The organism is Mesorhizobium sp. P2_E6, from assembly GCF_056403835.1.
Genome location: NZ_JBFUEQ010000011.1, coordinates 191,327 through 214,129 on the forward strand (window position 1 = coordinate 191,327; position 22,803 = coordinate 214,129).

At 60.5% G+C, this 22,803-nt stretch carries 15 protein-coding genes; 2 read left to right on the forward strand and 13 right to left on the reverse strand.

Going from position 1 to position 22,803, the window contains the following annotated elements; all coding sequences use genetic code 11:
* Positions 1 to 10 precede the first annotated feature (10 nt).
* Together AC1D08_RS25780 and oiaX are read right to left on the reverse strand one after the other, a co-directional pair.
* On the reverse strand, positions 11 to 1,345 hold the full coding sequence (locus tag AC1D08_RS25780; protein ID WP_457152917.1) for a four-carbon acid sugar kinase family protein: 1,335 nt from the start codon (positions 1,343 to 1,345) through the stop codon (positions 11 to 13).
* 4 nt (positions 1,346 to 1,349) lie between these two features.
* A complete protein-coding gene (gene oiaX, locus AC1D08_RS25785; protein ID WP_457152918.1) occupies positions 1,350 to 2,600 on the reverse strand; it encodes a 3-oxo-isoapionate-4-phosphate decarboxylase OiaX in 1,251 nt (416 codons plus the stop codon).
* A gap of 184 nt (positions 2,601 to 2,784) precedes the next feature.
* Between oiaX and AC1D08_RS25790 the strand changes: the two genes are divergently transcribed.
* Positions 2,785 to 3,498, forward strand: a complete 714-nt coding sequence (locus AC1D08_RS25790) for a transcriptional regulator NanR (protein WP_457153140.1) — start codon at positions 2,785 to 2,787, stop codon at positions 3,496 to 3,498.
* 10 nt (positions 3,499 to 3,508) lie between these two features.
* Here AC1D08_RS25790 and apnL read toward each other — a convergent pair whose 3' ends face one another.
* The 8 genes from apnL to AC1D08_RS25830 all read right to left on the reverse strand — a co-directional run bounded on the left by apnL (position 3,509) and on the right by AC1D08_RS25830 (position 12,867).
* Positions 3,509 to 5,350: a D-apionate lactonase gene (gene apnL / locus AC1D08_RS25795; RefSeq protein WP_457153139.1), complete on the reverse strand. Its 1,842-nt coding sequence runs from the start codon at positions 5,348 to 5,350 to the stop codon at positions 3,509 to 3,511.
* Positions 5,347 to 6,381, reverse strand: a complete 1,035-nt coding sequence (locus tag AC1D08_RS25800) for a Gfo/Idh/MocA family protein (protein WP_457153138.1) — start codon at positions 6,379 to 6,381, stop codon at positions 5,347 to 5,349. The genes apnL and AC1D08_RS25800 overlap by 4 nt, the downstream gene beginning before the upstream one ends.
* Before the next feature lie 2 nt (positions 6,382 to 6,383).
* Complete coding sequence (locus AC1D08_RS25805; protein ID WP_457153137.1) at positions 6,384 to 7,448, reverse strand: ABC transporter permease; 1,065 nt, start codon at positions 7,446 to 7,448, stop codon at positions 6,384 to 6,386.
* Positions 7,441 to 8,988 carry a sugar ABC transporter ATP-binding protein gene (locus AC1D08_RS25810; RefSeq protein WP_477424365.1) on the reverse strand — a complete coding sequence of 516 codons (1,548 nt, stop codon included), beginning with the start codon at positions 8,986 to 8,988 and terminating at the stop codon, positions 7,441 to 7,443. The genes AC1D08_RS25805 and AC1D08_RS25810 overlap by 8 nt, the downstream gene beginning before the upstream one ends.
* Entirely contained in the window at positions 8,985 to 9,626 is a 642-nt protein-coding gene (locus AC1D08_RS25815) for a DUF2291 family protein (RefSeq protein WP_457153135.1), read from the reverse strand. Before AC1D08_RS25815 ends, AC1D08_RS25810 begins: the two co-directional genes overlap by 4 nt.
* 109 nt (positions 9,627 to 9,735) lie before the next feature.
* Positions 9,736 to 10,677, reverse strand: coding sequence for a D-ribose ABC transporter substrate-binding protein (locus AC1D08_RS25820; protein ID WP_095080533.1), 942 nt, complete (start codon positions 10,675 to 10,677; stop codon positions 9,736 to 9,738).
* Positions 10,678 to 11,007: 330 nt separating this feature from the next.
* On the reverse strand, positions 11,008 to 11,835 hold the full coding sequence (locus AC1D08_RS25825) for a phosphogluconate dehydrogenase C-terminal domain-containing protein (protein WP_477225736.1): 828 nt from the start codon (positions 11,833 to 11,835) through the stop codon (positions 11,008 to 11,010).
* 228 nt (positions 11,836 to 12,063) lie between these two features.
* A complete protein-coding gene (locus tag AC1D08_RS25830; protein WP_477424366.1) occupies positions 12,064 to 12,867 on the reverse strand; it encodes a hypothetical protein in 804 nt (267 codons plus the stop codon).
* 132 nt (positions 12,868 to 12,999) lie between these two features.
* Between AC1D08_RS25830 and AC1D08_RS25835 the strand changes: the two genes are divergently transcribed.
* A complete protein-coding gene (locus tag AC1D08_RS25835) occupies positions 13,000 to 14,166 on the forward strand; it encodes an FkbM family methyltransferase (protein WP_477424367.1) in 1,167 nt (388 codons plus the stop codon).
* Between the two features lie 94 nt (positions 14,167 to 14,260).
* On the opposite strand, the gene AC1D08_RS25840 is transcribed toward AC1D08_RS25835, so the two are convergent.
* The 3 genes from AC1D08_RS25840 to AC1D08_RS25850 all read right to left on the reverse strand — a co-directional run bounded on the left by AC1D08_RS25840 (position 14,261) and on the right by AC1D08_RS25850 (position 22,324).
* Positions 14,261 to 15,874 carry a discoidin domain-containing protein gene (locus AC1D08_RS25840; RefSeq protein ID WP_477424369.1) on the reverse strand — a complete coding sequence of 538 codons (1,614 nt, stop codon included), beginning with the start codon at positions 15,872 to 15,874 and terminating at the stop codon, positions 14,261 to 14,263.
* 79 nt (positions 15,875 to 15,953) lie between these two features.
* Positions 15,954 to 18,530 (reverse strand): tetratricopeptide repeat-containing glycosyltransferase, encoded by a 2,577-nt coding sequence (locus AC1D08_RS25845; protein ID WP_477424371.1) that lies wholly within the window; start codon positions 18,528 to 18,530, stop codon positions 15,954 to 15,956.
* An 11-nt stretch (positions 18,531 to 18,541) separates the two neighbouring features.
* Positions 18,542 to 22,324: a glycosyltransferase gene (locus AC1D08_RS25850; protein ID WP_477424373.1), complete on the reverse strand. Its 3,783-nt coding sequence runs from the start codon at positions 22,322 to 22,324 to the stop codon at positions 18,542 to 18,544.
* Between the last annotated feature and the right edge of the window lie 479 nt (positions 22,325 to 22,803).

The window sequence follows — 22,803 nt, forward strand, 5'->3', positions numbered from 1 at the left end:
GACTGTCCTGTCAACCACCGAGGCCGTCGCGGATCGCGCTGAAATAGCCGTCAGCTCCGACCTGTCCGCCCTTCAGCGCAACCTCCAGTCCGTCGATCGCCGCAATGCGCGAATGGGCGAGGCATAGCGGGGACCCTGGCGAGGCAGGCAGCGGCATCCGCACAGTCAGGGCGTCGATGCCCATCTGGCCGAGCGCGTGGCTCGAGGTATCGCCGCCGGCGATGACCACGCGCCGCAGTTTCTGTTCGATCGTTAGCGCGCGAAGCAGTTCGCCCAGACCGCGGCCGAGCTTGTGGCGGGCGCCTTCCTGCCGGTCGATTTCCTCGCCTCTGTCGGCGGCGGGGCCAAGCGCGGTGTAGAGGATGACGCTGCGCCCGGCTTGCAAGCTGGCGCGGCCGCTTGCCGCCGCACGCGCGATCACCTGCTCGGAAGCCTCCGAAACCAGTTCGACAGGATCGACCTCGATGCCGTCGAAACCGTCGCTCAGCGCATACCGGATCTGTCGTTCGGTGGTCGGCGAACAACTGCCCGATACGACGGCGATCCGGTCGGCAGCACCCGGCGGTGTGAAGCCTGGTCCAGTGCTGACGATGTCATTCGAGGCCCATTCGGCCAGCAGCGCGTACTCGATGCCGGACGAGCCGACGACAAAGGAGCCGCCTGGCTTGCGGATGCGCCAGATCTCTTTGCCGGCCAGTGCCTGGGTCCCGTGGCTATCGACGTCGACAAGCACGATGGCCGCGCCATTCGCCACGAGGCGATCGAATGCCTGCGACCGTGACGCGGATTGCAGGGTCGCCAGGTCCAGTAATCCCGAGGCAAGCCCGGTCTGCCGCGACAGGTGGATCAGCAGGTCGGATTCATCCATTGGCGTCGTCGGGTGGCGGCTCATCACCGGATGGCGGTCGATGCGGAAATATTGGTCGCGATAGGCGGCGAACAGGTGTCCAAAGGCGGTGTAGCGCTTGAGCTGCGGCGCGCCGACCAGCAGCGGCACGCTATCCTGACTGAACACTGAGCGGCCGATCTCGATCGCCCGGCCGATGCTGCCGGTCGTTGGGCTGGAATCGAAAGTCGAGCAGACCTTGTAGTGGCAGATCGCTGCGTTCAGCATCTTCAGCCAGGTGAAAGCGTCCTTGAGATGCGTGCCCATCCAGTGCGGCGTCTCGCTGCGGCTGGTGCCGGCCAATCCGATGGCCCGGCAATGTGAGAAACGCGAAAGTTGGGCTTTGTCCGGCTGGCGCATGAACAGCACCGTCTGCACGCCGCCGAGCTCGAGCGCTTCCATGACGTCGGTCGAGCCGGTGAGATCGTCGCCATAGTAGCTGAGCAGCAGGTTCTGCATGGCGTCAGGCCGCCCTGCCATCGCCGAATTTGTCGATCGATCGTGCCAGTTCTGGATGGGTCAGGGCGAAGTCCGCCAGCGGAATGCCGTCTACCGCCGCTTGCCAGGCTTGTTGCACTGCGCGCACGCCGGCGCCCGGCCCGTCCGGATGGCTGACGATGCCGCCGCCGCAGAGATAGAGCAGATCGAGCGTGCGGCCGGTTCGCTGGTAGGTCTCCGGCGCCTGCCCACCCCATTGGCCCGAGCCCGCCACGGGCAGGGCGCAATCATCGGGCGAGAAGATCGGCGTGGTCACCGCCTTGAAGGATTCGACGAAGGATGCATCCGGCTCCCAGTATTTCGAGGCGATGCCGTTGATCTGGAACTGGTCGACGCCGAGCAGCCGCCAGAACTGCTGCCAGACTTTGAAGTCCATCCCGAGGCCGGGGTGGCGGGTGAGGATGTCCCAGCCATTGCGGTGGGCGTGCAGCACCAGGCTGGAGCGTTTCCTCAGGAACGCCATGCCGCCGAAGCCGATCGAATTGATGTTGACCACCGCGCAATTGCCGCCGGCCCTGGCCACCAGATCGTGGTTGCGCATCATCTCGTCCGGGTCGGCATGCGAAATGCCGAAGGCATACATCACCTTCTTGCCGGCCTTCTGCTCGTGGTCGAGGATCAGCGGCATGATCGCCTTCACTCGCTCGGCCAGCGGCGAATAGGCCGGGCTCATCAGCTTCTCGTCGTCCTTGATGAAATCGACGCCAGCTTCGATCAGCTCGCCCACCATCGCCGCCGTCTCGTGCGGCCTCAGCCCCAGCGCTGGCTTGACGATGGTGCCGATGATCGGGCGCTCCTCGACACCAGTCAACCGGCGGCTGCCGGCGACGCCGAACTGCGGGCCTGGGTGCGCGCCGCGGAATTGCTCAGGCAGCTTCATGTCGACGATGCGAATGCCGGACAGCCCTTTGATCGAATAGGTACCGCCGATGGCGATGGTCATCAGCGCCGCAAGGTCTGTGCCGATCGCGTCGAGCGGAAATGCGATGTCGACATCGGCGCGCTTGAACGGCCCATCGCCGGCTTCCGGAATGGAGGGCTGCATGGCGTCGGGCAGATGCCGGATCGCCAGGACGCGCGCAGCCACCCTGGCCTTCAGCTCCTCGGTCTCGCCGGGCAGCGCAACGAAGGTGCCGGTCGATTGGTCGCTGGCGATCTTGGCCGCCAGCACCTCGATGCTGTCTGATGTTTCGATGCGATAGGTGAGGGTGATCATGGTCCGCCGTCTCAAGCCCGGGCGTTCGAAAAAGGTTCACCGATGCTCGAAATCTGGTATAATGAGTACATAAGTATTGCAAGAGATATCCGAGTGGAAGTTTGGTCGGGTCGACCCGACCGCAATTTCCGGGAATTGTGGCGGCAGTGTTAGATAGGCCGGATCAAGGGAGTGATTCGTGACGATGAACCGTTCCGAACCGATTGTCCGGCGCAAGCTTTCCGACGAGGTCTTCTTGCGGCTGAAGCGCCTGATCACCAGCGGCGAACTGATGCCGGGCGATGACATGCCCTCGGAGCGCGAACTGATGGAACGCTTCGAGGTCGGCCGTCCGGCGATCCGCGAGGCGATGCAGGCGCTGAGCAATATGGGGCTGGTGGCGATCTCGCATGGCGAGCGCGCCAAGGTGCTGCAGCTTACCGCCAAGTCGATCATCAGGCAGGTCGACGGCGCAGCCAAGATCATCCTGTCGTCGTCGAAAGACACGCTAGAGCACCTCAAGAACGCCCGCATCTTCTTCGAGCGAGGCATGGTCAGGGAAGCAGCCGAAAAAGCCACCGCCGAGGATGTGCAGCGGTTGCGCGCCACCGTCGCCGAGCAGCGCAGCTTTCGCGGTGATTCCGAAGCCTTCATATCCGCCGACATGAAGTTTCATACCCAGATCGCGGCGATTTCGGGCAACCCGATCTACGTCGCCGTCAGCGAGGCGATGCTGGGCTGGCTGAAGGAATATCACACCGAAATGCTGATCTGGACCGGCAAGGAAAAGTTCACGCTGACTGAGCATGAAGAGATCATTGGCCGCATCGAGAAGAAGGATGCCGACGGCGCCGAGAAGGCGATGATCAAGCACCTCGAGCGCTCGCGTGCGCTCTATGTGATGAACGCCGAAAAGTGAATCCGCAGTGTCAGCCGAACCGGGTGATCGCGTAGGGCGTCATGACCAGGTGGCCTCTGCCCAGCGCTGAAATGTCGACCGGTACGTCCTCCGCTGTCAGGTTCGCCAGCCACACGATGGTCTGACCGGAAGCGGAGCGCCCGGCCAGCGCCAGCACCTTGGTCTCATCGCTCGTCGTTGCCGCAACATGTGCGAGGCCGGCCAGTTCGCAAAGCCCCTTGATAGCCCTGAAGATCGGCCGAGGTGATCCTTCCGCGGCTGGCTCGCCCGGTCCCGCCAGCACGCCGAACGGTCCTGTGAAGCCGGAGAGCGTCAGCATCTCAAGCCCCGCCGGTGCGACGCGTGCCGCATAGCCGATCGTCCATGCGGCCCCGAACAGGCCGGCATGGCGCGGATCGCGGTCGGCCATGGCAATGCGCTGTCCCCCGGGATTGGCCTTGGTCGCGCCACCATAGGGGTTCTGGCGCATGGCGATCGTCGACGGGCCGATCCGGTAGGGTGTTTCTCCGAAGATCGCCCGCACCGATTGGGTGATGAAGGGCAGCGCCCCCAGAGATTGCATGACGCTGAGATCGTCGGCCGCGTGCACGATCGGGCAGGTGCAATGAGTGACGAAGTCGAGCAGGTCCGCCGGCACGCGTTTGCGGTTGAGTTCGGTGAAATAGCTGAACATGCCGCCGCCGAGACGGATGTCGGGGAAGGCGCGGCGGGCGGCGGCATAGACGGTTTCCAGCGGCGGACACTCCGGCCATGCGCTCCCCGGCGGCGTCGACTGCCGGTCGACCGAAGGCGAGACGGCGATGGCCGAAAGTTCTAGCCCTGGCTCGTGCACCAAGCTGGCGACAGCTGAAAATTCAGCCTCGAGATCGCCCACGCCGGCAACAACGCATTCGAGCGTCGTCCGGGCCGGGTAGGCTGCCGCGACCCGGGCAAAGGATCGCAAGGCGTCGAGCCCATGGCCGCGCGTTGGATCGTAGTGGAGGACCAGCTGTTGCGGGCCAAGCGCCGACAGCAGCGGCAGGTTCGCCAGTGCCGTCTCGACATCCTCGGGATAGATGATCACGCCGACATCGGGCAGCTTCCTCGGTCCGGCCTCGCCGAGCTTAACGCGGACCGGTCCGTTGGCCACGGAGGCAGCCGGTGCTCTGCCCTCACCAGTGATCAGCAGGCTGATTGTCTGGCGCAGGGGCTGGCCGGCCGGCAGCATATAGGGCCACGGCAAAGCGAGCGGCCGCACATAGGTCTTGTAGGAGGCATCCGACCAGTTGCGCTGGTCCTCCATTTCGAACACGTCGCCTTCCATCCGGCATTCGGCACTGACGCCTGGCCGCACCTCATGCGTGATCGCACGCAAATCCCTGAAGGGCTGCCACGGGTCGATCAGCAGCGGAAGCTTGGTCGCGACCGTGGTGCCGTCGGTGTGCTCGACCGTCACCGGGCTGCCGGCGAGGCCGGCGATCGGATGCAGGACGCAGAAGCCGCAGCGATTGGTTTCGAAATCGCTTTCGGGAAGGGCGCTCACGTCGAAGACCAGTTGGCCATCGGAGGAGCCCTTGATGGTGGCGCGGAAGCCGAGCCGGCTTGCGTCCGGCCCGGTGCAGCTTGCCGAATAGCGGATCGAGAAAGTGTCATCGCCCTGGTCAATGGCAAGGTCGGTCAGTTCGGGCTCGTAAGTGCCCCAGTCGCGATCCCTGACGATGTAGGCGATGGCCCGCAGCACTTCGGTACCGCCATGGCGGACGGTGCGCAGATTGCCGTTGACGAAGTCGGCGCTGAGCGCACCGGCGCTCAGCCTGACCGGCTCGACCTCGGTCGCATCCGTGCCGCAAAGGTGAAAGGTGTCGGCGGTCATCTGAGCAAAGTGTCGAGCTGCACCGGCTCGCGGCTTGCAGCACCGGCGTAGGCGGCCTCGACCAGTGCGAAGGTCTTGACGTTGTCGGCGCCCGAGGTCGCGGGCTCCGTTCCCTTCGCCAGGCAGTCGACCCAGTGCTGCTGGATGGCAACGACGCTTTCCTGGATGTTGTGCCAGGGTCGCGATGCCCAGGGCAGCAGCGGCGGCGAGACGTCGCTGACCGCCGTGCCGCTTTTGCCGGTGACGGTGAGCTGGTATCCCTGTGCCAATCGGATCGTGCCGTCGCTTCCGTCGATCTCGATCAGCGTTTCGGGAAACGGTTCGACGGCAAGCGTCGTCGCGTAGCTGCAGTCGACCACCGAGGTTGCGCCACTGGCATGGTCCATCAGCATGGTCGCCACGTCCTCGCCGGCGATGGCAGGGTTGATGCGCGCCGTTCGCGTCGTGATCGTCGAGACGTCGCCCAGCAGGAAGCGGGCTATGTCGAGGATGTGGATGCCGAGATCCTCGATGATGAAGCGCTTTCCCGTTGCCAGATAGGGCTGGCCGGAAAACACGTCATAGGCGGAGCGGAACGAGATGCGCCCGAAGAACGGCGTGCCGATCTCGTTGCTGTCGAGTACGGCGCGCACCGCCTGGATTGGCGACTGCCAGCGAAAATTCTCATGCACCATCAGCGGCACGCCGGCATCGGTGCATGCCTTCACCATCGCCTCGGCATCGGCAAGCGTTGGCGCGAACGGTTTTTGACAGATCGCCGGCACGCGGTGTTGCGCCGCCATCTCGACCAGCGCACGATGGCTGGGCGCCGTGGTGGCGATATCGACGAAATCCAGGTTCTCGCCATCAAACAGGGCCATCGCGTCGGTGTAGCGCCTGGTAATGCCGAACTGGTCGCCGACGATCCGCAGCCGGTCGGGATCGCGGTCGCAAATGGCGACGATCGTGGCGCCAGCGATGTCGCGCCAGGCATGCATCTGATTGACGGCGAAGAAACCGCAGCCGATCAGCGCTCCGCGCAATTCCACCATGCTCAGCCTGCCTTTGCCATCTGCATCAATGTCACGCGACTCTGCAGCCGGCGCTGCGCCTGGTCGACGACGACGGCGACAATGATGACCAGGCCCTTGATCACCATTTGCCAGAAAGAACTCACCCCCATCATCACCAACCCGTCCGAAAGAATGCCGATGACGAAGGCACCGACTATGGTGCCGCCAATCGTGCCGCGACCGCCCGACATCGAGGTGCCGCCGAGCACCGCCGCCGCGATGGCATTGAGCTCGAAACTTTCGCCCGTCGCCGGATGCGAGGCCATCAACTCGGACGAGATGATCAGGCCGACGATTGCCGCGCAGAAACCGGAGAACATATAGACGAACATCTTCACCGTGTTGACACGGACGCCCGAAATTCGCGACGCCCGTTCGTTGCCGCCAACCGCGAAGATATGGCGGCCAAGCGGCGTGTATTTGGCGAGATAGGCCGCCGCCAGCGCAACGACGATCAGGATCCAGATCGCCACCGGCAGGCCGAGCAGCCGGCCGGCGCCGAGGAAGCCGAACCCGGTGGTGCCCAGTTCCGGCTTGCCGACAAGGTTGGGGAAGGTGCGTCCATCCGACGACAGCAGCGCCAGGCCGCGCGCGACATAGAGCACGCCGAGCGTGGCGATGAACGGCGCGACGTTCAGCCTGGTGATCAGCAATCCGTTGACGGCGCCGATCAGGATGCCGACCGCAAGCGTGATCAGCGCGATCTCGACGACGTTGAAATAGATGGTGTAGCCGATCTGCAGGTCGATGCCGTTGAGCACGAGATAGCCGGCCACCATGCCGCACAGGCCGACGATCGAGCCGACCGACAGGTCGATGCCGCCGGTGATGATCACGAAGGTCATGCCCATGGCGAGGAACGCATTCAGCGCCACGTGCTTCGACATCAGGATCAGGTTGGCGGTCGACAGGAAATTCGGTGCCGCGATCGAGAAGAAGACCAGCACGGCGATCAGCGCGATGAAGGTCCTCGCCTTCATCAGCGTCAGCAGCAGCGAGCCGCTCGATGCGGAGGGAATAGCCGCCTTGGCCGGGATGTCAGTCATGGGCGGTGTACTCCGTGTGCGGGACCGGGCCGTGGCCAAGCGCCGAGGCGGCGACAAGGGCGGCCTCCGTCGCCTCGGCGCGATCGAACATGCCGGTCAGTTTTCCATTGCTCATCACCGCGATCCGGTCGGACAGCGCCATCACCTCGTCGAGGTCCGAGGTGGCGAACAGGATGCCCAATCCGTCGCGCGACAGTCTGCGCATCGTGCGGAAGACGTCGGCCTTGGCGCCCACATCGATGCCACGGCTGGGCTCGTCCATCAGCAGCACCTTCGGGCCGGTGAGCAGTGCCTTGCCGATCACCACTTTTTGCTGGTTGCCGCCGGACAGCGACGAGACCTCCTGTGCCGGATCGGCAACCTTGATCGCCAGTTCCCGCACCATCTGCACCACCGCCTGCCTTTCGGGGCCGCCGCGGATATGAAACAGGCGGACAAACCGCGACAGGCTGGCCAGCGTCAGATTGCTGGCAACGGAGAGGATCGACACCAGCCCTTCGCGCTGGCGGTCTTCGGGGATCAGCGCCAGCCCGCGCCGGATGCGCCGCGTCGTGTCGCGCTCCTTGACCTGTTTGCCGGAAATGAAGATCGCTCCTGTGGCCTGGCCATGGCGGCCCATGATGCAGTCGAACAGCTCGCTGCGTCCTGCGCCCATCAGGCCGTAGATGCCGAGGATCTCGCCGGCGCGCAGCGAGAGCGAGACGTGGTCGACCGCAAGACCGCCGGTCGCACGCGGCAGGCAGATGTCCTCGGTGCGGAATATTTCTTCGCCTGGGACATGGCCATCGGCCTTGGCGAAATCCTTGGCGTCGGACCCAATCATCTGCCGTACGATCCAACGGGTGTCGACGTTTCTCATTTCCTCCTGGCCGGTGATGTGCCCGTCGCGCAGCACGGTGATGTAGTCGCCGATGCGGATCAGCTCCTCGAGCCGGTGCGAGATGTAGACGATGGCCACACCGCGCGCCTTGAGGTCGGCAATCACCTTGAACAGGATCTCGACTTCCGCGGAACTCAATGCCGAAGTGGGTTCGTCCATGATCAGGATGCGCGCATCGAGCGAAACCGCCTTGGCGATCTCGACCAACTGCTGCTGGCCGATGCGCAGATCCTCGACCAGCATGTCGGGCCGGATTCCGGCCTGCAGGCGTTCGAGAAATTGCGCGGCGCGGCGCTCCTGTTGCTTGCGGTCGATCTTGCGGAACCGGTTGGTGATCTCGCGGGTGGCGAAAATGTTTTCGGCGACGGTCAAATTGCCGAACAGGTTCAACTCCTGGAACACCATGCCGATGCCGCGGTTCACGGCGTCGGCGGACGACGAGAAGGAAACTTCTTCCCCTTCCAGGAGGATCCGGCCGGCAGTAGGTCGTTCTACACCGGCGATGATCTTCATCAGCGTCGATTTGCCTGCGCCGTTTTCGCCGACCAGCACATTGACCGCGCCCTTGCGCACCTCGAAATTCGCTCGCTTGACCGCAACCGTGCCGGAATAGACCTTGGAGACGTCTTCCAGCTTCAGAATAACATCGTGATCGCTCATGGCCGCGGCCCGATTTCTGCCTCCGCCGGCGTCACCAGCGGCAGGTCTTGGCTGCCTTCGAGCGTATAGGCGCCGAGAACCTTGGCGGTGCGGCCTTCCAGTGCTTCACGCGGCAGCTTCGAAAGCACATTCTTGTCGGCATACGCGTTGAACGCCTTGCCGAACTGGGCGAAGTCGATCTGGTTGGTGAAGTCGTTGAACTGGACGAAGTCGAGGCTGTCGCGCAGCGCCGTACCGCGCATGGCGGGACCGATCTGCACGCGTGCATCCGCCTTGCCGTCGCCGTCGACATCGATATCCATCGTCGCCGCGCGCGAGCCCGTGTTTGCGGCAACGATCTTGCCGTCAACACGAACCGCGAAGGCCCACGGCGAATTCGCCTGCTTGTTCGGATTGCCGTATTTGGCGCCGGCAGCCGCCGGGTCGGCTTTCGCCAGGGCATGAACCTCGGGAAACGGTCCGGCTTTCTGCTTGAGATAGGGCACCACCTTCGCCGCCCACAACGCCTCGACCATCTTGTCGGGATTGAAGGCGGCAGCGCCGCCGCTATCACCCGAGGGGGTCGGCAGAACCTTGCAGCTGGCAAGGCTGATGCCGAGCGTCACGGCAAGGATCGGCCAGGTCGGCTTGTTCAGCATGGCGGTTTGTTGTTCAGCATGGCGGCCTCGGCATGATGGTCGGCATCCGCAGAAAATGGCGGCGAGGGACGAACCGAGATTCGCCCCTCGCTATTCATGTCACGCCGGCTCAGTTGGTCAGCGCGAAGGTTTCCAGCTTGGGGGCGTTGTCGCCATTGACCAGGAGGCAGTCCATCAGCTGCTTTTCCTTGGCCGGCGACTTCTTGTTCTTGATGAAGTCGTTGGCCTGCTCGACCGCCATCTGCGCCTGCGCAAAGGCCGGCTGCAGGACTGTGGCCTTGATGCCGCCCGCGGTGATTGAATCGCGCACGTCGTTCGATCCGTCGAAGCCGACGACAATGACGTCCTTGCGGTTTGCCGCGACCAGCGCCGCATAGGCGCCCATCGCCATCGTGTCGTTGCCGGAGATAACGCCCTTGATGTCCGGATTGGCCTGCAGGATCGATTCCATCTTGGCGTAGGCTTCGGTCTGGCTCCAGTTGGCCGACTGCTGGGCAACCATCTTCAGATCCGGATAGTCGTCGATGACGTCATGATAGCCCTTGGAGCGAATGCCGGCATTGGTGTCGGATTCCTTGCCGACGAGTTCGACGAAATTGCCCTTCTCGCCCATCAGCTTGACGAATTCCTGCGCGCCGAGCTGGGCGCCCTGGTAATTGTTGGAAACGATCTGCGCGACGGCAACGCCGGTGGCATTGATCTCGCGATCTATCAGGAACGAAGGCACGCCCGCGTCCTTGGCCTTCTGCACGGCGGCAACGGTGGCGTCGGCGCCGGCATTGTCGAGGATGATCGCCTTGGCACCGCGGCCGATCGCCGTGTCGATCAGCTCGGACTGCTTGTTGGCGTCGTCATCATGGACGAGCACCAGCGCTTCATAGCCGAGTTCCTTGGCCTTGGCCTCCGCGCCGACAGCTTCCGCCTTGAAGAACGGGTTGTCGTGCGAGGGCGTGATGATGGCAATGAGATCGGCAGCATAGGCTGGTGCGGCCGTGCCAAGCGCCAGCATGCCGGCAAAAGCCGCCAGTGTCATTCTGCGTGTCAGTTTCATGAAGTCCTCCCGTTTGAAAAACAATTCAGGCCGCTGTCTGCATTTCAGACCGCGGATCGTCTCAGTTTCAAAAACCGTTTGTTTGCCGGCATCACCCCGGCCGTCGTGCCCCCGGCAGTCCTCCGCTCGTCCAGGCCACGAATTCCCTGCGAAGCTTTGGCCTGAGCTTAAGAAATAGCTAGGCCAACTGGTATGATGAGTCAATCACAAATTCAGATGATATGTACCTGATGAGCGTGTTTTCACGAGGGCGTCGACAGCCCAACCCTCGCAAGCGCTGTTATCATCCAAGGGTCTCGGCCCTTCCGGCCGTTCCGCCTGAGCTTCGCTTCAGGTGATGCGCTGAATGCTGGCGGCAATCTCCTCCGGCTCGAAGACGCGCTTCCAGTCGTCGCGCATCAGCACCGGCTTTCCAAACTCTATTGCCTTGTTGCAGGCGTCGGAGAAGACGCCCTTGGTTTCGCCGAAGATGACAGCGCCAAGCACGTTCATATGGCCGAGCAGGAAATCGAGAGCCGCCTGTTTGTCGACGCCGCGCGCAACGACTTCATCGACGGCTTCCTTCATGACGACGAGCAGCGAGGCGCAGACGGTCTCCGAAAGACCCGGCTCGAGCAGCGCCATCTGATCGACAGTGACGCGGTGCGATCGCATCACCGGCGCCCAGATGATCTTGGCGATCGCCTCACCCTTGGCATAGTCCTCTTCCGGGCCCTGCATCAGCGCACTAACCATGTGCTGCTTGGCTTTGACGCCGCCGAAATAGTCCTTCTTGGCCGCCATGTCGGTTTCGTCGTTGAAGATCGGCGGATGACAGGGATGGGTGACGAAATAGGTCAGGTCCGGCCGCTTGGGCAGATGGCCGGCGAAAGGTGCCGCGGCGTCGAGCACCACCACCATCGTACCTGGCACGAGTTTGCTCTCGATGCTCGCCGCGACCTTGCCGATATGTGTATCCGGAACGGCCAGGATCACCACATCGGCGCCTTTGAGCGCGTCATCGGCACTGACGGCATCGAAACCCAGCCCCGACTTCAGTCGCTCGCGACCGGCCTCGCTGACCTCGACATGGCGTATCGTGTAAGGCGAGCCGCGAAAATTGGTCGACAGGCGGTAACCCATTTTCCCGCCGGCACCGAACAGTGCAATCGTCGTCATGTATCACTACTCCCGATGTCCAACGATGGACCAACCAATCGTCATGTTATCAACTGGTATAATCACTCTACCAAATCTTGGCAATCTGGATCGGGATGGAATGCCGATGATTCATGCCGGACCATCCTTGGCCTGCATGTCTGGCGCTGGTCGAAGCTCGCTAGCTATGCCCGTCGCAATGGCGCCGATGAACAACGCAGTCAGCGAGACAAGACATCGAGATGCTATTCACTTGGCCCATTGCGGAACGTGCAGCAGCTCACGCAGGCGGATCGGCAAGCTGGACGAAGCGCGCAATTCGGAACAGCTTGCCTCCCAACGCCCGAGATACTCGGCGATCGGTAGACCGGTGCGGCCGGGCCAGCGGTTGAGTGCACCCAGCGCCTCGACGCAATCCGGCGCGCGGTCGTATTCGGCGAGGATGGTCACGGACATCGCCTGGGCGAATGGATTGAGGCCGGGTATTTCGATCTCGCTGCGATGGTCGGCGAACCACGCCGCGGCGTCGCTGGTGAGCCCCTGGCTGTCGGCAAGCGCGGTATAGCTTCGGATGATGTTTTCGCGATACTTGGCAATGGCATCGCCGAAGGCGTTGTCGCCGGCGAAGGGCGGGGCCTCCTTCCAGCTTTTCGCCAGACGCCCGAGCCCGCGCAGCGAGTGGGCCTCCACCATTGCTTCCTCGAGCCACTGGCAGGGCGCCGCCGGTTTGGCGTCCGCCTGCCAGCTGTTGCAGAGTACATGGCCGAGCTCGTGGCCGAACTGGTAGGCGAGCTTCGACCAGTCACGCTCGCCGATATCGACGATGATCCAGGCCATGCTGGTGCCGTCGGGATGCAGCCAGATCGCCGGCGTGCCGGAAGTGTGCTCGTCGACACGCAGCCGCGTCGGCTGGCGGTCGGAGACAAGGCGGACACCGTCAAGGCATGCGTGCCGCATGCGCTCGACGACCTGATCTGCCGCGCCCTCCAGCATGCGGCCCCAGTCGCCGGCAAGCTCGATGGGTGCGGTGAGGAGGGTGGAGGGAGCGGCCATTGCAGGAGTAAGGCCCCAGCAGGTCAACTTGGGCTGAGCAAATAGCATTGGTGCGCTTCCTGCGCCAAGGATGAAATCACGCCGTTTCATATTCGATCTGCCCTCCAAGCCCTTCTGATACCGCCTTTCAGCATGACGCTCGTCTTTGGCAAATTTCGGAAAGTCGCTTACCTTGCGATGGAACCAAGAGAGGCTATCGTCATGAATGCGGATCCTGATCGTATCGGCTCAGCCAGCCGCCTTTTCACCTCACATGGTACGACGTTGTTCGTCGATCCGAGCTCAAACGAACTCCGACATGGACCTTTTGAGGCCACTCCTTTCAATACTGTATTGATGCCAGAGGGCGGAGAATCAGATCCAAAACTCTCCGACGCATACTTCAATCAAGATATAGTTAGACTTTCTTCATACCCAAATGGGTTTTCCTTCAAAAAGAATGATGGAAGTAACTATGACGATAGTATCAACTCATTTGCCCTCGTAAATTTTAACAAGAAGGAATTCGGGCTGAAGAAAAGCGGGTTGTTCCTCAGCGCTGAACCGGATGGCCGCGTTTCGCTCTCGAGAACAGAGTGCAAAAGCTGGGAGCTGTTCCATTTTCGGCATGATGCTTCCGAGGTAAGCGGATCGATAGTTAGGCATCGGATTGACGGTCAGATAGTGAATTTCTTTATTTCGAACCGAGCCGATTACATTCAATCGTTGCTGCTACGTGGAGATTTTTATGACCGCGAGGCGCTCAACCTCATCAGGCGTCAATGTCTACCGGAAAAAACATTCGTCGACATAGGTGCCAATATTGGCAATCACTGCATCTTCCTCTCAAAATTTTGTAATCCATCCGAGGTGATCGCGTTCGAGCCCAATCCAGCTGCGATAGCCATACTTAGGATAAATATGTCACTCAACGGATGTTCGAAAGTCAATCAGGACCATCTTGGTTTGGCGCTGTCGTCAAAATCTGGGACAATGCGCGTACATTATCCATCAATCGGAAATATTGGTGGCGCTCAAATGTTGCCCGACGACTTTGGGGACGTGAAATGCATTCCCGGCGACGATCTTCTGTATCAGAAGCCGATTGGATTCATTAAAATTGACGTCGAAGGTGCTGAATTTGAAGTGCTCAAGGGATTGAAGAATACAATCGAGCTCCGGCGGCCAAATCTGCTGGTCGAGGTTTGGCCTCAGGCTCGCAAGGAGCTCGAGGCCTGGTGCAGCGCTTTTCACTATATGATCCAGGAATCCCTGCCTATGGATGACAACTACTTCTTGGTGCCCAAGGAACGGACTTGACCGCGGGAGTCGCATGGCAACGACCGCCGCCCGAATTGCATTTTTTGTTCCACTTCAGACCGCTGACTGATCTGCCGGGCGCGGAACCCGCGTATCATCCGCCTGTCCCGTGGATTGTGGGCTGTTGGAGACCGTAAATCTCCACCTCGGAAAGATGGAGATACTCTTTGCGAGGGATCGAAATCCGAACGTAGCGTGCCTCCACAGGTAAGTCAGAGGACCACACCAATGGCATTCCAGCGCTATATCCGCCGAAGATTTGACCGGGCTCAGTGCTGAATATCAGCTTCCAGTCCACGCCATCAATCGAGCCTTCGACTACAATGGGCGACGTTCGGCGCTGCATCCATTCCGGAATACGGTCTCGGTTGAATATCCGAATGGCGAACACTTGAGAGGGCTCTTCAAGGTCTACCATCCACCACGGGGTTTCGATATTCTCAGTATGAAATCCAAGCGCTTTTGCTGGATTTCCATTTACTGCATTCCCGGCGTCTTCCTCCAAGGTCGATCCAACGGACCACTGGCTCAACGAACTTTGTGTCGCTCGCTTTTTGAGCGCGAGGTTGGGCATCGAAAGATCTATGGGAGGATGTCCATCGAATTGGCGAACCGGCTGATAGCCCCGCAGCCTGCCAACTTCGAGATAGTGGTGCAGTGGATCCTCGAACCACCCTTCGCTTATCTCCATTGCAGCGTCGATGTATCGATGTGCGTACCAGATGGAATCGAAGGTGATGGCAGACCCCTGCGCGGTTCTCGACGGCAAGCCGCTGTCGTAGTTTTCTCTCGGCACACGCAGGAATGGAGCGGAAGTCTTCAGCAGCGCAACCTGATTGCGCGATATCTCTTTCCATCTACCTGATATCCGGCGATGGTATTCCAGGCTCTGTTCCTCCGGAATTCCATAGTTCAACGGAAATAGAAAGTATCTATAACGAGGATCATCGATCGGCAGCAGATCGACCTCGCGATGATGCGCTGGGTTGTAGAAACCACTGAGCGGAAGGAAGATCGTCTGCGCTTGGGAAAGCCATGCCGCTAACCAGGAGAACGTGCTGACCGCAACGACAATGTTCTTTGCTGAACGAATCAAATCAAAGTCGGCCCTGGCTCCTTGGCTGTCGTAGAAGACAGCTTTTGGGAAGCGGGATCTAAGTTGTCGCACATACTCTGAATCGCCGAGCTGTCCGACAAACACCGGATTTAGTCCCGTCGAAGCGACCACATCCTCATAGAAATCTATCGGAAGAAGCGGATAGTGAGCTATGCCTTGTAGGATTTCGGCAGTTCGAATATTGATTAGTAGATCACCCTCGCCAATTTTCCGTTCCGGAGAGCTGTATGGAAAAAGTGAGTGATAAGCTTGAGGTGGGTCAAGGAACTCCATCCTCTGCAGATGGTCAGCCATCATTATTCGCACCGACTCGCTTCTGTTCGCAAGACGGCAAATCTCACCAACGTGAGGCCGAAAGGCATCCCAAGTCCACAAATCTATGTTATCAAGAAAAATCTGACTTTGCGTATCGTCTGGAATTTCAATGCCCCATTCCGGGATAGAAACGCCAACAACGCTGCATTGTTCAATACGCTTGGACATTGCCAAAGCGCCCATATACTGAATCATCTTGTTCGCTACATTACCTCGATGCCTTAAGGCGATGACACGCCTACGCGCAAAGTAATTTTCTGGCGGCACCTGACTCATTTTGCTACACTTTCTGCGAGATTAGTAGTTTCTCTTCTCCATTTCAGTAAAAATTGGGAAAATTTCGCATAGATTATCTTTAATGATCAACAGTTCCGGCACCAAGCGCGTAATAATTGACCAAATTGTCGATCTGAAGCGCGCGGTGCCGCGTCATATGCCTTGCTTTAACAAGACGCATTCCGGCAGATCGGATCTCGTCCACAGCGGGCCGGTTGCGGTCGTCCAGGATCCAATCCACCTTTTCCAGAAAATCCTCTCTCGCAGCAAAAATGCATGTTTCGTGATCTACGAAACCGAGTTCATTCATTTCCTTTTCGATCAAGCGATCGGTCAAAAGCAATGAACCTGCCGATGCGATTTCAAAATTCTTGAGATGAATGTAGCGATAAGAATGGCCATCGCAAAAGCAGCAAAGGTATTTTGAGAGTTCCTCGTAGTATCGTACTCTAACAATGGCGGGGCTGTCGTCGTTGTATTTTCCCGCGTAGCCAGGATGATCCAATACGGCCACCTTGCTGGAGTCGAGACCGGCCGCATATTTCCTCAGAGGTCGATCCGCCGCGATGCTCCCCGACACGAGCACCTTGGAAATCGGGGTTTCATTGAACACGATACGCTCGAAGCCTTTGCAACCTTCCATCGCCGACGAATATGGAACCCAATTCACTGCACGATGGGTGAAGTGGTTCTGAAACTCGTACGCATATGGGCTTATGACGACATCAGATGAAGCGACAAGGGAGCGCAGCAAAGTATCATAGCTTGGATTGTAACTTACAAGGTCGTCTATTTTCAAAAACTTAAGTGCTGAAAAAGCATCGAGAGGTATGGATATGCCACCCTGGTAGGCTATCAAGAGAGCCGAATATGAGTTCAGGCGCTCTATTGTGCTTTCGGCGGCAAAGTCCGTCGATCTGCAATCTATGATGTCGAAGTCATAGTCTTCATTCAATAGCCGAACCAAATAGAAGTGCTCGTCTGCAAGATAGGACGATAGCCAGCCGATGTCGCAGATGACGGCCTTGCGGGGAGCGCGGGACAGCGTGTCTGCGGCAGCTCGAATGGCGGGATGGACGAAGTGGCTTTGAATCCGGCTCTTGTCGAAATCGGCGTGGTCGGTTCGCCATCGGATGGTCTCCCGGCTGCTTTCCGTGCACCAGTTTTCCGAAGCGATGAACAATTCCCAAGTGCTGCAAACAGGAGCCCTGAGTTCCACGTGGCCATTAGGTATGGCCGACAGAAACACGCCACCGGATCTCAGTGCCAGCAAGCCACGTTCGAGGGGGATCAATTCGAGCGCATCCGCATCTGCTGGTCGATTCTGCCGTTTCGCCTGTGAGGCGGTCAAACAGGCGTCATGAAAGCAAAGGACCGGTTCGGGCAAACCGATGCCGGCATTGAGCAACCGACCCTGCCGGAATCCGCCTGCCAAACTCATCTCCGGTTCAAAGAAAACGTTTGCCGGGACGCTTTCGACGGGGCCGTGTCGCAGCTCGCCTGTAGGTTGGTCGACATACAGCACAGTGCCGAACGCTGTGAACAACCGCGCGGGTTTGAAAGACGGACCGCTCGTGTGGCTGCGCGCAAGCCGCAGTCGGTGTTTGATGAAAAAATCAACATTGTTCTTGAGCCGCTGATTGCCGGCATCGAGTTCGACCGCTTTTTGCCCCCATTCCACAGCTTGATCCATCGAATTGAGTTTCCATGCTGCCGTGGCGCCAAGCTCGTACAGCCGAGCCCCCCAGCAATGCGCGTCGTCCAGATAACTGCCGGTGCGGCGCGTCTTCTCGATCCCATTGCTGCAGGCCCAGAGCAGGTTCAGCCAGTCGGCCTTGCCATGGAACTCTTCGGCCATGTCCAGCCAGATTTCGCGCCGATGGGGGGCCTCCATCCGTGCCTTGTCCAGCCAGGACAATTTCTGCTCCGGTTGCATGCGCGCGATGTAGCGCATTGCCTCGGAGCGTTCTTCGCCCCATGTGCTTGTCGGCAATGCAAGGTAGTGCTCAAGCAGTTGGACGGCCCGCTCTGGCTGGTTGGCCCACATCAAGTCCCGTCCGAGCCAGAAGCATATCTGAGCGTCGCCGGGGTCCTCCTTATGTGCCACTTCCATCAGCGGCAGGTAGTTGCTCCTTGTTGGCTTGGCGAGGTCCTGCACCTCGAACATGACGATCTCACTGCTGTTCGTGGTGACTTCCCTGTCTCCGGTGAAGACCAGAGCCTCGTGGACGGGCCGCTTGAAGCGATATCCCCAGCGATGGTGAAAGTTCTTCGCCGGCCAGCTTCGCAGCGGTGTCGGGTCCTCGACACTCGATCTGTAGATCGTCTGGCAGTAAAGGGCTGTCGTCTCGGGGGTCCAGGCAGCCTCAAGTTTCGCCCGCCAGCCAGGCGCAAGAAACCGGTCCATGTCCATCGTACAGCATACATCAACGTCAGGCGGGATCAGGGCCATGGCGGCGTTGCGGGCGTCGTCGAAGCGCCACGGGCGGACTGCTATCCTGTATACTGTCACCCCCGCCTCGGTTAGTCGCTCCACTGTGCCGTCCGTGCTGCCGGTGTCGACCACAATGCGATAGTCGGCGTCGACGGCCGAATTGGCCCAGCGCTCCGCGTTTGCGGCTTCGTTCAAGGCGATGGTGTAGACCGCAACTTTCAAATCAAGCCCCTTCACTCAACGTGCGATGATACACCTCGCCTGGTGGACAGGCCCGACGCGCCCTTGCGGATAGCCACCAGGCCACCGAGCAGCCTTGCCCGATTCAGCTCGTAGTGACTGTCGAAGAACAGGATCTCGGCGAACTGATCGGCAAGCGCGTTCACACCCAGCGGATCGACCGAGCGCGCGCTGCCATGCTGCTGGATCTCCCGTAGCAGGTTCTTGGTAAGCGTGATCTTGCCGGCGTCCTCGCCCGGCGGCTGCCAATCGAGGTCCTCGATGAAGTACCAGCCACCCTCGGCGAGCAGCGGGAAGAACTGGCGGAGCGTCAACTGCTCGTCGAACGAGGCGTGGCTGCCGTCGTCGATGATCACGTCGAGCGATCCCGGTTCGAGCTTCGCAGCGACGCCGCGCAGATCGTCCAGCTTGGACTGGTTACAGACGAACGATTTGAATCTTTCGTCATTGAGCCGCGAATAATCCGTCAGGTCGACGCCGATCACCTGACAGAACGGAAAATAGCTCTGCCACAGGCTGACTGAAGGCATCTCGGTCTGGCTGCCTTCCCTGAAAACATTGTATAGGCCGATTTCCATCAGCCGCCGCATGGACAGCCGTCGGGCCGACAGCAGGCGATCGTAAATCCTTGCGTAGCAATGGCGGTTGCCGGTGTGCCGGTTCTTGTCGGTGTTGAAGCGGTCGGCGAGACTTGTGAACGTGGGGAAACTGTCGAGCGGGCTGATCAGCTGAGAGATCAGCGGCGCCCCTTCGCCGCCCGGTTGAGCGTCGTTTCGCGCCGTCCAAAGATGGAGGCCGACTACGCGATCATCGTTCAGATAGTCAGCCAGTTCCGCTATCGGCTTCTCGAACCGGTCGATCTCAGTCCAGTCGATCGTGTTGAAGAACATCGGGCTGAACACCCATTGTTGCAGTTCGGATCCCCTATCGGACGCAATATAGTCAGACAGCAGCTTGGGGCCGATATCTCCAAACTCCTTGCCGTCGGCATGATGGAAACGTTCGATCGAAATCTCGTAGAGGGCCCTCAGGTGGCGGCTGTAGGGCTGGGCATACATGACGTTGCCGCAGATGAAGTGGCCCTTGTGCGCTCCCCGCCATTGCAGATTGAAGAAATGATCGCCGCGGAAGGGGAAGGGCCGCAGCATGACGACATCGCAATCCATCCATAGCCCGCCATGCTCGTACAGCACGGCGTAGCGGAAGACGTCGCTGAAATACCTGATCTCGGAGCCGGCGACGATCCGCTCGAACATGGCGCGCGGCATGACGTCGTCGGCATTGCGGATTTCGATCCCATGCGGGATGAGGAATTCGAGCTTCTCCGGTGCATAGCTCCACACCCGCACCGGATGGCCCGCCGCTCGCATCGACGCTGTGGCGGCAATCAGGGTACGATGCTCGGCCTTGTCGGACATCACCTGATAGAAGCAGTTGATCTGGGGAAGTGCGGTGTCGTCGCTGCCAAGGAAGGGATTGATCCGCGCGTCGAACTGGCGCGATCGTTCCCGCCGCTCCCGCGGAGAATCGACGTCGCGCAGAAACGGCGCAAGCTCATAGAAGAACTCCTCCGTTGACTTCACGCGGCCGGAGGCGATGGCTTCGACCAGCACCCCGCTTCTGTCCCCCGCCGCGCCATCACGAGCACGGTCAGGCTTCATCCGCGTTTCCGTTGGAGGAGCGGTATGCGCTGAATAATCTGCCTGGAGCCGCGAGGCCGGCGACGACAGCGTCAGCCTGGACGCTGTGTCAGCCACACCCGATGGCAGGCTATCCACCTCCTCCAGCAAGGCCTGGACCTCACCCGCATCGACGGTCGCGATCCAGGACTCGCTGTCGGCCACACCGTAAGAAATCAGCAAACGCGCGTCATCCGGATGCCAGGCTAGACCCGCAGCGAATTCAGGGCCCTTTTTGTTGAAGAAGAACGGACGGCTCACTTTTCGCAGAACGCTTGTTTCGTCGAACCAGACGAACCGATGCATGCACCAATGGAGCTTCTCCGCAAACCTCCATTGCACTTCCTGAATCAATGTCAGCCAACCGCCGGCGAAAGCGAGCAGTTGGGTTCCTCCCCCGAACTTATGGGTCGCGATCGCGGGAGACGTCTCAAGGACGGTCGCAGCATGCTCGTCCACTATCCTGACGGAGTCACCGAAACAGATGAATTGCAGCTTCTCGCCGCCTGCGGCAGGCTTGACTTGCGGCATCCAGTTCTTCTCGTGCACCCGCGGTCCTGCCGGATGGAGCACGCGCCAGTCGGTCAGCCGGCTGGCGCCACCCTCGTCGATGCGCGCGATGACCTGTTCGCACTGTCCGTCCGGTATCAGTTCGCGCACGCACGAGACGCCCCATAGCGCATCGCGCCAGGCGAACAGGCGCATATCCTCAAGAACCCGGTCGCGCGCGAGTTCCGGCATGTCAGCCGGCGGCAAAATCTCGTTTGCGGACTGGATGGCGAGTTCATCGCTCAATCGGAGCAGGAAATTGCGCGTGTGAACCGGCACTCCGTCCGGCGTGTCGTATCGAAGGTTGTCTTCGGTCCGGGTGAAATTCACCGTCCGCTGCAACAGCACGATCTGGCCGCCCCACCGGGTCACCGACGGGTTTGACGGCCGATAGCCGTCGGGCGCCGTGAAACCGACCGGACGCGCGCTGAAGGACGGCATCACCGTCTTGGCGGGCTGCACATAGAAGAACAGGTTCGACCACGCCAGATCCCTGGGGCCATCGGCGATGGTCCGGTTCAGCGCCAGCCAGTTGCACGCCGCGAAGCCGCGGTCCTTGCGCACGGGATCGCGCGCGTAGTTTGCCGCGATCGCGTACTCCTCCAGCAGGCCTGTCGTGTAGGCGTAGTCCTCAATAAACAGGATGTCCTGGTCGGGTCGCCTGATCGCCAGCCCGGCTTCCGAAAACAGCACGCTGGCGTCATTCATCCCCTTCTCGCGGTAGAACCGCGCCAGGTCATAGAGCGGCTCGGCACGTTGCGGCCGCTGATTGAAGGCGGCAAGCGCCTGGCCGATGAAGCCAGCCTCGTCGCCAAGCGTGCGCAGACAGCGCGCCTCTTGCAGCCGGGCGTTCCACGCCTCCTCGTCCCAGCCGCCCATCGCGGCGCGCTTGGCATATGCCACCGCGGCCTCCGCCGTCCGCCCGGCGTCGCGGTAGGATTGCGCCAGGTAGAACCAGTAGCGCTGATTATCCGGATCCTTTTCGAGGGCCTCCAGCAAAAGTCTGGCATCGCGCTCGAATTTGTCCACCCGGTTCGAGCCGCTGGCGTGGTCCTTGTACCAGGCGCTGCGTAGTTCTTGCACGCCGCCGGGCACGTCGAGATACTCGTGGGTTACACCACGGTAGCGTGCGCCAGCATCGCGCCTGACAATGCGCGTGTTCCAATAGGCGAGGCCTGAATCCGAGCGTTGCAGCAGCCGGTAGCCTGGACCGTCGAGCCCCTCGCGGAAGCCCGTATCCTCGACCATCAGTTCCATGTCGGCGTCGTCGAACAGCAGATAGTCATAGGCGAGCGGCGAGGCATAGGCGTGATCGAGCGCGGCGTTGCGCGCCTGCTCGAAATTGTGGAATGGAAATTCGTGCAGCTCACCTGGCAGGTTGCGTGCGGCGAAGAACGACTTGACGAAATCCTGTGTCCCGTCGGTCGAGCCGGTATCGCCGATGACCCAGCAGTCGATGTGGCTCGCAACTGCGCCGAGACAGCGCTCGAGATTTGCCATCTCGTTCTTGACGATCATGTTGAGACAGAGGCGCTTGCCGCTTGTCATATGCTGACTGTCTGCTCCCCGGATAACTGCGGGTCGAGGCGGTCACTTTTATGCCGTCGTGCCGTCTGGGGCAGCAATCCGCTCCGATGCGGATTTGTCCGACCTTCATGCCCCATGTGCAATACCCCCCTGCCTCGGCCATTCGCATGACCCGTGTGCAAAGGATAGTTCGTCCCTTCCTTTGCAAACGCGACCCCCACGCTATCCATTGTTAGCTAGCGCTGTCCGCCGCCGCAAGGGTCTCGCCGTCCCGCTGAACCAGCCGTTGGCGAGCAAACGCTCCGTTCGGGTCGATCGCTCACTTCGCCGTGATTTCGAGGGCACGACGCGAACCAGGGGGCACCTTTAAGCCTCGGATTTTTCGAAGGGTTTGGCCCACGAGCGCCATGTAGATGTCGACCGAAAAGTAGTTACCCGTGGTCAACAATTAACAAATTGATAACAGGGTTATTTACAACTTGCTAATTTTAGATTTTACT